Below are 14,700 nucleotides of genomic sequence, written 5' to 3' on the forward strand. Positions count from 1 at the left end.
CTTCAAAAGCGCATCCGGGCGCTAGATATGAGTGCCTCACAAGCGCAAGCCGACCGACCCATTCATGCCTGACGAGGATTGCATGTCCACCACTACCGCCGCTCAACGCATCAACCCCGCCACCGGCGCCACGAACGCCGGCTACCGGACACTCTGGCGCTGGCACTTCTACGCCGGCCTCTTCGTGATGCCGTTTCTGGTCGTGCTCGCGATCACCGGCACGCTGTACTGCTTCCAGCCGCAAATCGAGCCGCTGCTGTATCGCCATCGGCTGATCGTCGAATCACAAGCGACGCCCCGGCTGCCCGACAACGCGCTACTTGCCAAGGCCCGCGCGGCAATGCCGCCCGGCTCGAGCGCGGTGACCGCCGTCATTGCGAGCGATCCGCGACGCAGCACGGAGTACGTGTTCCGTCTCGCCGACGGCAACAAGCTGAGCGTCTACCTGAATCCGTACAACGGCGAAGTGCTGGGGACCTTGAGCGTCGAGCGGCGCTTCATGCAGGTGGACCGGATGCTGCATCGCAAGCTGTTGCTCGGCAAACCCGGCGAACTGCTCATGGAGCTCGCCGCATGCTGGACGCTGGTGATGATCGGCACCGGCGTCGCGCTCTGGTGGCCGCGCGAGAAAACCACGGCGCGCGCGGCACTGCTGCCGCGCCTCACGCTCAAGGGGCGGCCACTGTGGAAGAACCTGCATGCCGTGATGGGCATCTGGCTCGCGCTCGGCGCGCTTGCCTTCGTGTTGACGGGCCTGCCCTGGTCGGGTTCGTGGGGGCAGCAGTTCAAGGCGCTCGCGACAGCGGCGAATCTCGGCGCGCCGCCGGGTTCCTGGGGCGGCTTGCCGTTGCGCTCCGTATTGCCGGGCGCGCGTCGCGAGCGAGACTCGTCGACGAACAGGCCTGCGCAGAGCGAGGCCAACTCCGAACAGCACGCACACGACGAACACAGCGGCCACTCATCCGGCGCTAACTCGATGCCCGGCATGGTGATGGACGACCTGCCGCTTCCGCTCGCCCCCTGGGCGGTCGGCAACACGCGCGTGCCGTCCTCCGCCGTCATCCACGACGGCGCCGACGCCGACGCGGCGCCAGCACTACCGCTCGGGCGCATCGTTCAAATCGCCGCGTCGCTCGGCGTGAAGGACAGCTACAACATCGTGCTGCCGACGTCCGCGACCGGCGTGTACACGGTCTCGTACTTTCCCGACGATCCGAAGAACGAGCGCACGCTGTACATCGACCAATACAGCGGCGCGGTGTTGAAAGACATCCGTTACAGCGACTATGGCGCGGTATCGAAGGCCGTGTCGTACGGGACATCGCTGCATATGGGCCGCTACTTCGGGCTCGCCAATCAGATTCTGTGCGCCGCGATTTCGCTCGGCCTCGCGGCGATGGCCGCGACGGGCTGCGTGATGTGGTGGAAGCGGCGGCCGCAGCGCACGCTCGGCGCGCCCTCGCGCGAACGCGGCGCGCCGCCGATGCGCGGTTGGAAAACCGGCCTCGTTCTGCTCGGTATCGTTTTTCCGCTGATGGGCGCGACGCTTGTCGCCGTGTGGGTGCTCGACTGGTTGTTATTTGCCCGGACGGCGCGGCGTTTGACCCGCGGCTAGCCGAAGCGCGCGGCTAGACGAACGAGTCGCCTTATCCACGCATACTCCGATCTGCCCGGGCCGTGGCAACCTCCGAGGTGTCGCCGCGCCAGGCGGCGCGTTCCGCCTGCAGCCACCTTCGCGGTGGCGCCGTTCCTCATGGACTTTCCAGCCCTTTCAAAAAACGCATTGCACGTGCCGCACGTTTACGCTAAATTTTGCTCGTTTATGATCGATTCAAGCCAAAGAGCAAGGTGGAAAAATGCAGCGAACGCGCGAAGAAGCCCTAAACGGACTGCTGCCCGAGCAGCGCGAGCAGGTCATTCTGGAGCGGCTGCGCACGCACGGGCGGGTACTGGCGGCCGCGCTCGCCGCCGAACTCCAGACCTCGGAGCACACGGTGCGGCGGCATCTGCGTGATCTGGCCGAACAGGGACATTGCAAGCGCGTCTACGGCGGCGCTTTGCTGATCTCGCCCGCCGACAAGCCCGCCGCCGTCCGCATGAGCGAAGCGGTGGAGCGGAAGGCCTGCCTCGCAAGCGCGGCGGCGTCGATCGTGCGCCCGAAGCAGATCATTCTGCTCGACGCCGGCTCAACCAATGTCGCGATTGCCGCGGCGCTGCCCGACAACGCGGACCTGACCGTCGTGACGAATTCGCCCGAGGCGTGCGGCCATCTGCTAAACCGCCCGGGCTTCGACGTGATCCTGATCGGCGGGCGCATTGCGCGCGGCGCGGCGGGCGCGCTCGGCGCGACCGCATTGCTGCAGATTCAGCAAGTGCGGGCCGACCTGTGCTTTCTCGGCGCGTGTGCGCTCGATCCCGACGAAGGCGTCGCCGCGTTCGATGCCGAAGATGCCGAACTCAAACGGGCGATGGTGAAAGCGAGCGGCCAGATCGCCATTGCGCTGACCTCGGAGAAGCTGATGACCGCCGCGCCCTTTTCGGTGGCGCCGGCTGCGGTCATCGACTATCTGTTCGTCGAAGCCGACGTGCCGGCCGCGCGGCTCGCGAGTCTCGAAGCAGTCTGCGACAACGTGATGGTGGCGCGCTCATGAACGCATTCGCCAACGCTCATGTGGACCACGTCAAGCCGCTCAAGGAGCGCATCGCGACCGTCGGCGTCTTTCTCGCCAACGGCTTCGGCATCGGCGCGTGGGCCGTCGAAGTGCCGCGTATCAAGGAAAGCCTCGCGCTCAGCGACACGTCGCTCGGTATCGCGCTGTTCGCGTTTGCGCTGGGCGCCATCGTCGCCATGCCATTGGCGGGCCAACTCGCGCCGCGCTTCGGCAGCGGCCGCGCGACCGCGCTGCTCGGCGCGGCGTTCGTCATCGCGTTGCCGCTGCCCGCGTTCGCGCCCAGCCTGGCCGTGTTGTGCCTCGTCCTGTTCGCGCTCGGCGCGGCGAACGGCGCACTCGACGTGTCGATGAACGGCCACGCCAGCACCATCGAAACGCAGTGGCGCGCGCCGATCATGTCGTCGTTTCACGCCGCCTGGAGTGCGGGCGGTCTGCTCGGCGCGGCGACGGGTGCGATGTTGCAGAAAGGCAGCGTCGGCGTGATCGGCGGACTGCTCGCGCCGGACGCGTTCATTGCCGTGCTGATCGTCGGCGCGGCGGCGCTGGCGTTGCGCGACCTCGGGCCGCGCGCGGCCGCTGCATCCAGTGGATTCGCGTGGCCCAGCGGCGGCGTGATGAAACTGGCGATGCTCGCGTTTCTCTGCATGCTGGTGGAAGGCGCGGTCGCCGACTGGAGCGCGGTGTACTTGCGCTCGACCCTGAATCAGGAGGCGAGCGTCGCCGCCATCGGCTATTCCGCGTTTGCGTTTTCGATGGCGGCCTGCCGCATCGTCGGCGATGTGTCGGTGCGCCGCTTCGGTCCCAGCCGGGTCGTCGCGCTCGGCGGGCTGGTTGCGGTGGCGGGCCTCGCGCTGGTACTGAGTCTGCCGACCGTGCTGACCGCGTGCGTGGGCTTTGCGATGGTCGGCGTCGGCCTCGCGAACATCGTTCCGGTGATTTTCAGCGCGGCGGGCCGCTCGACCCTGACGCCGGCGACGGGTGTGTCCATGGCGGCTACCGCCGGCTATGCCGGCTTCCTGGTCGGACCGCCGTTGATCGGCCTCGGCGCCGGCGTGCTCGGCTTGCGCGTGGCGCTGTGCGTGCTCGTGATGGCGACGGCGATCGTTTGCCTGCTCGGCGGCAAGGCGGTGCGCGGCGCGCGGCTCGCCTGATTCAGCGACCCGATCTCCGCCCGCTCGGCACCGTCACTTCGTTTCCTGGTCCAGCAGCGCGATCGGCTCGCGATCGAGCGCAACCGCGCGCCCGACGTGCACGCCCAGAGGCCAGCTAATCGCGCCGAGCAGCGAGCGCGGCTGCGTGCCGTCGTCGAGACCGGTGGCGGGCCACTCGTGTTTCGCCGGCACCCACAGCGTACCGAACAGGTGGTCCCACAGCGGCAACAGTTGCGTGAAATTGTGATCGAAATGCTCGGCGCGGGCCGAGTGATGCAAGCGGTGATATTGCGGATTGTTGATCCACGTGATGTAGCGGCCAAGATCCACGCGCAGATTCAGATGCGCGAAATAATTGCCGAACATGAACGCGACGGAAGTCGCCCCGACGATCCACGGCTCGACCCTGAACAGCACACCGACCAGCGGATACAGCAGACAGCCCTTGATCAGCGCTTCGGACCAGTGGTGCCGCAACGTCACGGTGACGTTGAAATCGACCGCGCTATGGTGCAGCGAATGCAGCTTCCACAGCACGGGCCATGTGTGCTGCAGGCGGTGGAATGCGTATTCGAGCAGGTCGATGGTCAGCAGCACGATCACGAACGACGCCAGCGCACCCCATCCCCGCGACACCAGCACGACCATGCCGCCGCCGAGCGCATTCACGATTGCCACGCTCGCTGCCGCGGCCAGTGGCTTCACGGCCTCCACGAGCGCCAGATATAAACCCGCATAGGCCATGTTCAGTCGCTGCCCCGAGCGCGACTGCAGCAGGGTGGCGGGCCAGCGCCGCTCCAGCAACGCCCCCACGCCCATCATGGCCAGCACGAGCGCGTACGCTTGCAGCCAGAGGCTCGCGTGGTGCAGCAGGCCGGAAAGCGGGCTTGACGCAAACATGGGGACGTCCAGGTGGCCAAGGGTGTATCGGAGGCGCCTCGCCGTGCAGCTAGCCGGCGTGGCGCGGCTCGATGCAAACCAGAGATGACAGGCGCTTTAATGCGATCTTCGCAGCCCGCCGGGTGGTACGCAAGCATTCGGTTCGCGTGGCGGTGCTATGAATGTGAAGCGCCACGTCGACGTCTCGGCCCGAGGGGTATCGAGCGGCATCGCAGTTTCAGCAAGCTTCTGTCCAGCTCGCGCTCGAGTGAGTGACGCTTCGCACGATCTGGAAAAAAGTGGCGAGGCCCCCGCGTCACACGTTGTCACGATCACGGGTGGTCGATACATTTCGGATCGGCCACCCGTGTCGCTGTTTTATCGACATCCGTATTTTTGTTGGCCCCGCCGCACCCCGTGAGATGCGTCGATTTCCCCAAACGCGATCCACGAAGACATTTGCTGCTGCCGGAATTTGTTCACTGCGTGGTACTGCTTTGTATCTCCGGCTGCAGCGTGTTTTGCTTTGTGATTCGCTTATTGCAACTGCTATGCCACACGGCCTCAAAGCGTTGCTGGACAACGTCGTGTGATTCGGTTTCCGCACTAACGCCTGCTTCACGGCACGCAATGAATCGGAATTGAGACGCGGGCCGTTTGCGTGGCAGCGCTTCCGCACGAGTCGGAGCACGCGATCCAGCGGCCAATGGAAAACCCTTAACCGTACCGGCTGACAAGAGTTTGCCGACCACTTCGATCAGATATACCGGTGTTTGAGCGAAGACACTAGTGGCTATCCAGCCCTGACCCACATGTAGCAAAACTGAGACGTAGTTGCTGCGCTCCCGGAGGACGTTTGCGTTCGCCATGGCGCGACGGCCCGCGAACGCGTTGCGTCGTCGCGGCCCGCGTCGGCTCACAAAAGTGCCGTCAATTCCGCGACGCGCGCCTTGAACTGCGGCATCTCGTCGGCGTGAAGCGGTGTCTTCTGCGGCAACTCGACTGTCAGCGGATCGTGCGGGACGTTGTCCACGTGGACTTCGTAGTGCAGATGCGGACCGGTCGCCCAACCCGTTTCGCCGACATAGCCGATCACCTGATCGCGGGTGACCCGGCTGCCGCGACGCAAGCCTTTGGCAAAGCGCGACAGATGAGCGAACGTCGTCGAATACGGCGGCGGATTCTGAATGACGACCACTTTTCCGTAGCCGGTCTGCCGACCGATGAAGCGGACCACGCCGCGCGCCGTTGCATGAACGGGAGTGCCGGCCGGTGCGGCGAGGTCGACACCGTCATGACTTTGCCAGCGATGCAGCACCGGATCGAGTCGATGCAACGAAAAGCCCGACGACACCCGCGTGAATTCCAACGGATAGCGCTCGAACGAAGGCCTGGTGCTCGCGCCGTCTTTCGAATAGTAAAAAGGCTTGCCCTGCAGATCCTTGTGCAGGAACAGGTCGTGTGTCGTCCCGCCACGAACGATGCGAACCGCGAGCGGCTCGCTCTGCGCAGCACCGTCACTGCTTTCGTCGAACACCGCGCTCACGCTGTCGCCGGATCGCAGATCGCGAGAAAAGTTGAGTTCGCCACGGAATGCGCGCGCCAGAATCGCCGTGGTGGCGGGATCGACACCCATGGCTTTCGCGGCGGCAGCGAAGTTGTGTTCGATCGATGCGTGCTTGACGGTGAAAGCGGGCGGCTTCGTCGCGGGGGTGCGAGTTGCGGCGGGCACGGCAGGTGAGGCGGTGGCAGGTTTCGCCGAGTCCTTGCTCACCAGAGACACGTCGGGGTCCTCGATGCGGGCAGTGCGATCGTGGCTCACCAGGTAGGCCGCGCACACGGAGCTGATCGCACAAACAACGATGATTTTGCCGGCCCGTCCGGGCAGGACATGAGCTACAGATAGGGGCATTGACTAAAAGCGGTCGACCGGCGGTGCGCCGACGACACGCACATGCGGGTGGGTTTATTGATCAGCACCCCCAGTCACTGCATGAGGCGCTGCATAAGGTTGGTGGCAAGCCTAGGGTTGCTTTCTTAAGCGGGGCTTAAGCTGGCCCCCAATAACCCGCACCCAAAGGTTTGCGGCTACGCGTGCATTGGGCATGCATTGCGGCGCGTCAGTGCGAAAGAGCGCGAATTGCCCGGAGTTCGTTTTTATCGGTTTTTTTGAGAGGGGCCGAATCGAAAGGCGTGGGGACGAGCGGCTGTTTGAATGCCGCTCGGGCTTGATTCGGCGACGCAGTACCTTGACAATTCCGCGCCGCCCTCTTCGCTCAAGACAACGAAGCCAGCATGTTCGACAGCCGTCTCATATGGGCCCTGAATGCGTCGCTGGCTTCGCGATCGGTGGTCGGATTCAGATGCGACGTTTCCGCGAGTTGAACCTGCTCATGGAAATCGTTGGCGATCTTGCGTTTGGTGTCCGCGGGCAACGATCGCACCACGGAGACCAGCAAAGCCTCTTGCGCGTGCATCATGCCCAGAATCGAATGCGTGTCCATGCGACAACCTCCGCTGAAGGTACCGTCAGTGCGATCCAGCATGGGCGCTGGCGCACTTCATGTTACCTCGCCGGCTTGCGCAACGGCGGCAGCAATGGGTCGCCGCCCTTACTCCGCAATCGAATAGCGCGATGCACGGGGTTGCGGCGTTTTCGCCGGACGCTCGATATGCGCGCTGGCGCCACGGATAAAAAGGATCGCGCAGAAGGCGACCGTGGCCCAGATGCAGAGAAGTACCGTTAAAGCGCTCATTTCAGTTTTCAGAGGATCGAGACTGTGATTGATGTCGTCGTGGCTGCCGGGCACTCAGTGCGTCGTAGGCTGATCGTCGCTGCTGCCAAACAGAAGCCCGTCGATCATGCGCGTGGTCAGCGTCAGTTGCCGTTCAAGCGACGTGCGCGCCATTTCGGCGCCGGCCATGTCGCTACGGGCGACGGCGGCGTAAGTCTGCGTGGCAAGCCGCAACACGCTCTCTGATGCACGTCGCAACTCGTGCATCGCCGCGTCCTGACCCAGCGGCGGCCTGTTCGATTCAGGCACGGCGGATTCCGGCAAGCGGGCTTCAAATGGGTGATCTTTGTCGTGGCGGGAAGACATCGCAGGCTCCTGGCGCGAATGGCACGACGCTAGTTTGTGCCGGCCCCGTGCTTTTCAATCCGTTGAACAGAAGCCGTTTGTGAAGCCAATCCGAAGTCTTCGAAAACGCGGCATTCCGCTGAAGAATAGGCGCGGGCCGCTATCTGACGCCCGCTTGCGATCACAAAGCCTCGAACTTTTCGCCTAGGGAAATCCGTCGAGGCTGACAGCGCTCTCCAGGTCTGCGTTTCCTGCTCCGCGTAGGGGGTTTTCCTGGCGATGGCGGCGAGCGTCCAGGCGGCCGAGTCCCCCAGCCGCTCATGATGGCCGCCAGATTGCGCCCCACCGCTACGACCGCGCTGCTGTCCGCGAGCGCGGCTTCGGCGATCAGTGCGACGTCTTGCCTCAGCCTGCGGCGACGACTTCGATACGCAACGCCTCGCCACCCGCCACGATCGCAAGCAGCAGGTCGACGTTCGGGTGCGCACCCGGACGGTTACGCGCGTCGGCTGTATGTTCGGCGAACAGCGCGAGGCCTGCCTCGGCCGCTTTGACGTCCAGCGTGCCGAATGCTTCGCGAAGATAGTTGTACAGCGCGAGCGAACCCTGCTTGCCCGGCTTGTTCTCGATGCTCGCGACCACGATGCCCTTACCGTCGATCAGATCGATACGCGCGATACCGTCGATCGCCGGCATCTGTGCGAGATTTTCTTTGAATACGCTGCTCGGTTGAATCACTGACAACACTCCTTCTTTTCTAAAAAATACATGGCGGGGCGTATCTTATCTGAGAGAGGCTTGCCCAGCGGCGTTGGCTCAACACAGTGTCGTTGCAAACAACCCTTGCTGAACCTGGGATCGCGCTGCGGATCAGGTCGATGCCAGGGATTCCTCCTTAAATCTGCAGGGCGGCTGCCCGCGCGATGTCGCACGTCAAATCCGTTGGCGTGCAGCTCTTTGATCAGCAGGCGCGTCTTCTTCGACGCAGGGCTGCTTCGGCTCGAGCCGCGCAAACGTTTCACACCGTACCGCCGGTTCAACGGCAAATATGCACCGATACGGAGTCGCCGATGCGGCGCTCGGGCCGCCGCCGGGCAAGAACTTCGTTGCTCTTAGCAATCCGCTATCGAGCGCATCATCCTCCAATTCAAATCGATCGAGAGAAGTCACTGCAAGTGCATATCCATTTCCAATTCAATTCAGTTCAATTCAATTCGCCATTCGTCACCGGTCACTCAATAACGTCCACAATCGAAAATCGCCCACTAGCCCCCGGAGTGGGGTCCGCGCCTCTGCGCTTTGCGAGTCACGCATGTTGCCGTCCTTGGGTCCGGCATTATCCGACTTGCCAATATCCGTGAGATATGATCTCCTATGACTTACAAATATTTCAGGCGCAGAAAGACGCACGTGATGGTGCGTTGCAGCAACGAATACCCGTCGGTGCGAGGTGCCCCAAGGTGGCGCGCATGGCGAAGCATGCAATCCGCCATGCACAACAAGGTACCGCGTGAATAGTTATATGACAACTGATGACAACAAGGAACGAAATCACCGAAGGCTTTCACACGTGAACGATGAATGCGAATTTGTCTTCGCAAGCTGATTGCGCCGAATTTCAGATTTAACTGGTCAAAGGGGGCTCAAAAAATAGACAACCATTATTAAAAAAGCCATCAATTCAGTCATCAAATCAAATTAAAACTGGAGACAAAATGCTTTCATTGAAAAAAGCCTCGCTTGCCTTCGCGCTGAGTACCGCCACGGCTTTTTTATTCAGCGCGTGCGGCGGCACTCATGACGACTCCAACGGTTCACCGAACATCCCGCCGGTCACCACACCAGATCCGTCCAAAGGCGGCGCTATTTCGCTGCACGGGATCGTCTACGGTGCACCCGACACGAGCGTCCAGGCCGACGCGGGCGTCCCCATTACGATGATGGGACAGATGAGAGCGTTATTCGATCTCATCAAGAAAGCGCCAGATTTCACGCAAGTCGTCATGGATCTTGGCGACGGCAATCCCGTGCACGTGCTGGATACCAACACGGGCGATAAATTCTTGCCCGGCAAACTCGCGCTGGGTCTATCGTGGATATTGATCGACATGAAATCGAAGGGCGATCCGGCCTACGCGGATTATCTGGCGACATATCAGAAAATAACGACCGCCATGATGACGCAGATGAACGGCGCCAATTACATGTACGCGAACACGTCCTGGGGCGAGTACTACTATCTCGTTGCGCTCAACAATTTCAAAGCGCACGGCATGCTCAACGAAGTCTTCAGCGACGCGATGCTGGCCACAATGCAAAGCCGCCTGACCTTCTGCGACATGTTCGGGGCGGATGCAAGCGGCAAGACGAATACATGCCCGGCCGCCGGCACGTCGATCGACGTCGCCTCGCTCAATACCGCTCAGAACTATTACGCGGTCTCTTATGGCATTGCGGGGCTCAGGCAGAAACTCGGCTGGAGCAATCCGACCTTCTCTTCCACTTCGGATGCGACGGTGGCAACCATGGGCGCGCGTGATGCACTGCTCTACACGCTGACCAAGCACATCAGGAACGATTCCTCTGGCGGCTTCTCGGACGAAGCGTCGAACACCCATACGACCTATTACGATCAGGCGCGTTTCGACCGGTACAGCACGCTGCTGATCGGCGAAGTCACCGAGCGGACGCTGGAAATGGGCAATGAGGCCAACCTGACGCCGGAATTGAAATCGTATCTGCGCAAATCGGTCGACCTGATTCTCCCGCAACTCAATGCCGACGGCCAGGGCTTCAACTATGGGCGTTCCATCGGCCCGTACGGCGATACGGCGTTCATGGAAGTGCTGACCGCGGCCGCCAATGCGGGCGTATTGACCCAGCAGGAAATGCAGGTCGCCTATTCGTTCATCTATAAGGCGGCTTATCGCTATGAAACGTTCTGGTACGACCCGACCTTGCCGACACCGTCCGTGAACATGTGGGTCAAAGGCCGCGGGACCGACACGTATCGCGGCAAGCCTCGGGTGATGGGTGAGAACTTCAGCCTGCTGCACCAGTTCATGTACGTGAATGCCTGGTGGGACAAGCTGGGTTTCAACGGCAAAGCGCCGATGGCCGATGCCGACCTGAAAGCCTGGCTCGATGCGAAACCGCATTACACGCTCACCTGGTACAACCAGCCGACCGATACCGGGCACCCTTATAGCGCCGCGCTCATCACTGTGCGGGACGGCAAGCGCGTCATCAACCTGAACCTGAGCCAGGCGCCCGACTACAACTCGTTCACGCCTTACTACCCGACGCCGTTCTCCGACAAGCTGATTTACGGCACAACGGACCTCAGCTACGCCTTGTTGATCCCTCAAGTTTCTTATAACAGTAAGACCTATATACCGGTCACCTATTACAAGAATCTGAACGTTCAGGAAAATAACGGCCAGGTCGTGGTCTCTTTCGATACCGCCAAATTCCGGCAGGCGGTGAAGAACGCAACCTATGCGTCCGACCTCGATCTCCAGGTTCATACGGTGTTGACGTTCAGTCACGGCGAAATGACGCGAACCGATACGCTGAGTTCGGCAACGCTGACCGGCAACCTGTCGGTCGAGACGGACTTCACGTCTTTCGGCGACTTCCAGAACACCACCTCGAGCGGTGCCTTCTCGGTCAACTATGCGAACAGCGCCGCGACCCACTACAGCACCACGGGTTTCGACAGTTGCGCGCTGTCTGACTTCTCGACGGCGGGCGGGGTCACCAATCCGCTGTCGACCACACCGATCGGGCAACTGCATTCGAACTTCGCCTGTACAACAATTCCGTTTGCACTGACGGGCGGTGGTAACCGCACATTGAGCTGGACGTTGAAGTACGCTGACGCGAGCTAAACGCAGCATCGGGCACGGGGATGCGCCGGCCTTCTTCCGAAGGCCGGCGTCCGAACCGGAACAGGGGTTGTCGCACCTCGATATGCGTCGGCAAAATTCATTCTTCAAAGCAGGTACCAGCCATACCAGTAGCAGAAGTTGTCTTGTTAGCCGAGCGTGACATCGCAACAATGCGAGTACAGCAATCGACCCGGCTCCCGATACATGACGCGTCGAATCCGCACCGAGACGGATGAATCCGGCTCAGACAACTTCACCGAGGGGAGAAGCCAATGCGCATTTCTTTTTTGCACACGATCAGCGGAAATCGCCAGGTATTCGAACATGCGGCCAACAGTCTTGGTCTGCGCAGCGATGTTCTTCGACATGAAGTGAGACCGGATCTCCGAGAAGCCGTCGAGCACGCCGGGGCACTCACCGCCGACCTGCTGACACAGACAAGCCTTTGTCTTCAGCAATTGGCCGCCGATTCCGATGCCGTCATCGTGACGTGCGCTACGCTCGGGCCCGCCGTCGCGGAGATGGAGAGTTCACCGGTGCCCATCGTGAGAGCCGATGCTGCATTGGCCGCCGCAGCAGCGGAAGTCGGCGGATCGATCAACGTGTTGTGCGCCGCTGAATCCGCGATCGAGCCTACCCGGCGACTCTTCGCGCAACACGCGAGCGGAACTGATGCGTCCGTGAAAGTCATTCATGTACCGGGAGTCTGGGCGCTGTTCAAAAGTGGAGATATGGACGCATGCCTCGCCGCCGTCGCGGCGTCGGCGGACGACGCGTATGAGGCGGGCGCAAGCGTCGTCGCGTTTGCTCATCCGTGGATGGCGCCAGCCGTGAAGTTTGCCAGCCAGGGCAGGCAACCGCTCGATAGCGCCCACGCAGCGCTGCGCGCCGTGATGCGGCCGGCCGTGAGCAACCATTCGTCGGAATAACAACCCGGAAAAAAGCCCGCTTTCGCGGGCAACCCTTCTACGGCATCAAGCATCAGGAATCAATCTACAGACGCCCTGGCCTCACCCCTTCGTCGCCCCAAACGTCAAGCCGGCGACGAAGTGCTTCTGCATCGCAAAGAACATCGCCACCGACGGCAACGCGGCCAGAATCGAGCCCGCCGAAACGAGATTCCATGCCGTCGTCCACTGCCCCTTCAAGGCGGCAACGCCCACCGTGATTGGCGCGGCGTCATCGCCTTGCGTCAGACACAGCGCCCAGAAATAGTCGTTCCACACGAACGTAAACACGAGAATCGCCAATGCCGCGAGTGCCGGACGAATCAGCGGCAGCACGATGCGGAAGAACACCGTCCACTCGTTCGCCCCTTCGATCCGCGCCGCCTCGACGAGTTCAAACGGCAACTGCTTGATGAAGTTGCGCAAAAAAAGCGCACAAAAACCAGTCTGAAACGACACGTGGAACAGAATCAGCGCGCTCACGGTATTGAACAGCCCGAGTTGCAACGACAGATCGCGCACGGGAATCATCAACACCTGCACCGGCACGAAATTCCCCGCGACGAAAGTGGCGAACAATGTCGAATTGCCGCGAAAGCGGTAGATCGCCAACGCGAAGCCGGCCATCGCGGCCAGGGCAATCGAGCCGACCACCGCAGGCACCGTAATCAGCACGCTGTTCCAGAAGTAATGCAGCATCGGCGAAGTGGTCAACGCCTCGCGATAGTTGTCGAACATCGCGAAGTGCTTCGGCCATCCCCAGTAGTTGCCCTCGCTCAGTTCTTCCGTCGAACGCACCGAGGTGACGAGCACCGCGATCATCGGCAGCAGCCAGATCAGCAAGGCGACGGGCAAGGTCAGTTTGTATGCGCGGCGCGTGAGTGGCTTCCATTTGTCAATCGGGATTGGAAACATGATCGGTTCCTTTATTGCTCGGCGCGCAGCATCCGCCGCAAGTGATAAACGATGTACACCAGCATGATGCCGAACAGCACGACCGCCACCGCCGCCGAATAGCCGATGCGGTAGTACTTGATCGCCTGGTCGTACATGTAATACGCGAGCACGGTCGAGCTTTCGAACGGGCCGCCACCCGTCATCACTGAAATGAGATCGAAGCTGCGCAACGCGCCGATGATCGTGACGACGATCGCCATGAAGGTGGTCGGCCGCAGTTGCGGCAGGATCACGTGCCATAGCATCGACCAGCCATGCGCACCTTCCATGCGCGCCGCTTCGATCTGCTCTGCGTTCAGCGACGTGAGCCCGGTCAGATAAAGAATCATGCAATAGGCGGTTTGCGGCCACAGCGCGGCGAACACGATCCCGAGCGTTGCATAGCGCGGGTCGCCGAGCACCGGCACGCCGTGGCCGAGCATCAACGCGAGCAGGCCGAAAGTCGGGTCGTAGAACCACGAGAAGATCAAACCGACCACCACGCCCGACAACACGAATGGCGCGAAGAACAGCGACTTGACGATGCGGATGCCAGCCACCGCCTGGTTCAGATATAACGCGACTGCGAGGCCCATCGGCGGAGCGAGCAGAAACAACACGAGCCAGATGAGGTTGTTCTTCAGTGCGGTGTAGAACGTCTGCGTGTGAAACAGCTCCACATAGTTCGCGAGCCCGATGAACGACGGCTCCGTCATACCGTCCCAGTTGAAGAAACTCAGCCGGATGGTCGACAGGATGGGCCAGACGACGTAGATCGCCACCATCACGCAGGCAGGCGCGAGAAACAGGAACGCGGCACGCCGCTGCCGGCGCGCGGTCGGCGTGGGACGGCGTCGGCGCGGCACAGCCGATGGCCCGCCACGCACCGCGCCGCCCGGTGCAGGCGCTCCCGGCGCACCGGGTTCAACAGGGGCGCCGACGGTGTGACGGCTCACGGATTGCGACACGATCTTTTCTCCTGTCGACCAGAGTTGGCGCTTCAGCGCCTTACTCTGGTCCCATGCAAAGCGGTCGGCCGGAGTAAGTGCTTCAGCACTTACTCCGGCCCCATGCAAGGCCCTTGCTCTGGTCCCACGCAAGATAGTTGCCAACAAATACAACGGCAAAGCGGCCCCCAGGCCGCG

14 protein-coding genes are annotated in these 14,700 nt (G+C 61.9%); 5 read left to right on the top strand and 9 right to left on the bottom strand.

From position 1 onward, the window contains the following. The first annotated feature begins 82 nt into the window (after positions 1 to 82). The 3 genes from CIC12_RS27950 to CIC12_RS27960 all read left to right on the top strand — a co-directional run bounded on the left by CIC12_RS27950 (position 83) and on the right by CIC12_RS27960 (position 3,823). Positions 83 to 1,615 (top strand): PepSY-associated TM helix domain-containing protein, encoded by a 1,533-nt coding sequence (locus CIC12_RS27950; protein WP_168669008.1) that lies wholly within the window; start codon positions 83 to 85, stop codon positions 1,613 to 1,615. Between the two features lie 241 nt (positions 1,616 to 1,856). Continuing rightward, the gene (locus tag CIC12_RS27955) at positions 1,857 to 2,651 is read left to right on the top strand and encodes a DeoR/GlpR family DNA-binding transcription regulator (RefSeq protein WP_168669010.1); all 795 of its coding nucleotides are present in this window, start codon (positions 1,857 to 1,859) and stop codon (positions 2,649 to 2,651) included. After that, positions 2,648 to 3,823, top strand: a complete 1,176-nt coding sequence (locus CIC12_RS27960) for an MFS transporter (RefSeq protein WP_168669012.1) — start codon at positions 2,648 to 2,650, stop codon at positions 3,821 to 3,823. Before CIC12_RS27955 ends, CIC12_RS27960 begins: the two co-directional genes overlap by 4 nt. 33 nt (positions 3,824 to 3,856) lie before the next feature. On the opposite strand, the gene CIC12_RS27965 is transcribed toward CIC12_RS27960, so the two are convergent. The 6 genes from CIC12_RS27965 to CIC12_RS27995 form a co-directional block, all read right to left on the bottom strand. Then, positions 3,857 to 4,723, bottom strand: coding sequence for a sterol desaturase family protein (locus tag CIC12_RS27965; RefSeq protein ID WP_168669015.1), 867 nt, complete (start codon positions 4,721 to 4,723; stop codon positions 3,857 to 3,859). An 895-nt stretch (positions 4,724 to 5,618) separates the two neighbouring features. Continuing rightward, positions 5,619 to 6,524 (bottom strand): M23 family metallopeptidase, encoded by a 906-nt coding sequence (locus CIC12_RS27970; RefSeq protein ID WP_342030578.1) that lies wholly within the window; start codon positions 6,522 to 6,524, stop codon positions 5,619 to 5,621. A gap of 454 nt (positions 6,525 to 6,978) precedes the next feature. Beyond that, positions 6,979 to 7,206, bottom strand: coding sequence for a hypothetical protein (locus tag CIC12_RS27975; RefSeq protein ID WP_168669017.1), 228 nt, complete (start codon positions 7,204 to 7,206; stop codon positions 6,979 to 6,981). 108 nt (positions 7,207 to 7,314) lie between these two features. Next, positions 7,315 to 7,512, bottom strand: coding sequence for a hypothetical protein (locus CIC12_RS27980; RefSeq protein WP_168668882.1), 198 nt, complete (start codon positions 7,510 to 7,512; stop codon positions 7,315 to 7,317). Beyond that, positions 7,513 to 7,803, bottom strand: coding sequence for a hypothetical protein (locus CIC12_RS27985; protein ID WP_168669019.1), 291 nt, complete (start codon positions 7,801 to 7,803; stop codon positions 7,513 to 7,515). A gap of 384 nt (positions 7,804 to 8,187) precedes the next feature. Then, positions 8,188 to 8,520, bottom strand: coding sequence for a DUF2322 family protein (locus CIC12_RS27995; RefSeq protein ID WP_168669021.1), 333 nt, complete (start codon positions 8,518 to 8,520; stop codon positions 8,188 to 8,190). Positions 8,521 to 9,497: 977 nt separating this feature from the next. Here CIC12_RS27995 and CIC12_RS28000 point away from each other — a divergent pair. Next, positions 9,498 to 11,672 (top strand): hypothetical protein, encoded by a 2,175-nt coding sequence (locus tag CIC12_RS28000; protein WP_168669023.1) that lies wholly within the window; start codon positions 9,498 to 9,500, stop codon positions 11,670 to 11,672. Positions 11,673 to 11,818: 146 nt separating this feature from the next. Here CIC12_RS28000 and CIC12_RS33415 read toward each other — a convergent pair whose 3' ends face one another. Next, positions 11,819 to 12,130 carry a hypothetical protein gene (locus CIC12_RS33415; protein ID WP_238812921.1) on the bottom strand — a complete coding sequence of 104 codons (312 nt, stop codon included), beginning with the start codon at positions 12,128 to 12,130 and terminating at the stop codon, positions 11,819 to 11,821. Positions 12,131 to 12,208: 78 nt separating this feature from the next. Between CIC12_RS33415 and CIC12_RS33420 the strand changes: the two genes are divergently transcribed. After that, complete coding sequence (locus CIC12_RS33420; protein ID WP_238812922.1) at positions 12,209 to 12,601, top strand: hypothetical protein; 393 nt, start codon at positions 12,209 to 12,211, stop codon at positions 12,599 to 12,601. Between the two features lie 81 nt (positions 12,602 to 12,682). Here CIC12_RS33420 and CIC12_RS28010 read toward each other — a convergent pair whose 3' ends face one another. Together CIC12_RS28010 and CIC12_RS28015 are read right to left on the bottom strand one after the other, a co-directional pair. Further along, positions 12,683 to 13,534 carry a carbohydrate ABC transporter permease gene (locus CIC12_RS28010; RefSeq protein ID WP_121323237.1) on the bottom strand — a complete coding sequence of 284 codons (852 nt, stop codon included), beginning with the start codon at positions 13,532 to 13,534 and terminating at the stop codon, positions 12,683 to 12,685. A gap of 11 nt (positions 13,535 to 13,545) precedes the next feature. Next, positions 13,546 to 14,523 (bottom strand): ABC transporter permease subunit, encoded by a 978-nt coding sequence (locus CIC12_RS28015; RefSeq protein ID WP_168669027.1) that lies wholly within the window; start codon positions 14,521 to 14,523, stop codon positions 13,546 to 13,548. Between the last annotated feature and the right edge of the window lie 177 nt (positions 14,524 to 14,700).

The sequence above is a fragment of the Paraburkholderia sp. SG-MS1 genome, assembly GCF_012275575.1.
Taxonomy (GTDB): domain Bacteria; phylum Pseudomonadota; class Gammaproteobacteria; order Burkholderiales; family Burkholderiaceae; genus Paraburkholderia.

What these genes read in the sequence shown, in the direction of transcription:
- CIC12_RS27960 (WP_168669012.1), top strand. Translation starts at nt 2,648, where the DNA reads ATGAACGCATTCGCCAACGCTCATGTGGACCACGTCAAGCCGCTCAAG.
- CIC12_RS28010 (WP_121323237.1), bottom strand. Translation starts at nt 13,534, where the DNA reads ATGTTTCCAATCCCGATTGACAAATGGAAGCCACTCACGCGCCGCGCA.
- CIC12_RS27955 (WP_168669010.1), top strand. Translation starts at nt 1,857, where the DNA reads ATGCAGCGAACGCGCGAAGAAGCCCTAAACGGACTGCTGCCCGAGCAG.
- CIC12_RS27975 (WP_168669017.1), bottom strand. Translation starts at nt 7,206, where the DNA reads ATGGACACGCATTCGATTCTGGGCATGATGCACGCGCAAGAGGCTTTG.
- CIC12_RS27985 (WP_168669019.1), bottom strand. Translation starts at nt 7,803, where the DNA reads ATGTCTTCCCGCCACGACAAAGATCACCCATTTGAAGCCCGCTTGCCG.
- CIC12_RS28000 (WP_168669023.1), top strand. Translation starts at nt 9,498, where the DNA reads ATGCTTTCATTGAAAAAAGCCTCGCTTGCCTTCGCGCTGAGTACCGCC.
- CIC12_RS27965 (WP_168669015.1), bottom strand. Translation starts at nt 4,723, where the DNA reads ATGTTTGCGTCAAGCCCGCTTTCCGGCCTGCTGCACCACGCGAGCCTC.
- CIC12_RS27950 (WP_168669008.1), top strand. Translation starts at nt 83, where the DNA reads ATGTCCACCACTACCGCCGCTCAACGCATCAACCCCGCCACCGGCGCC.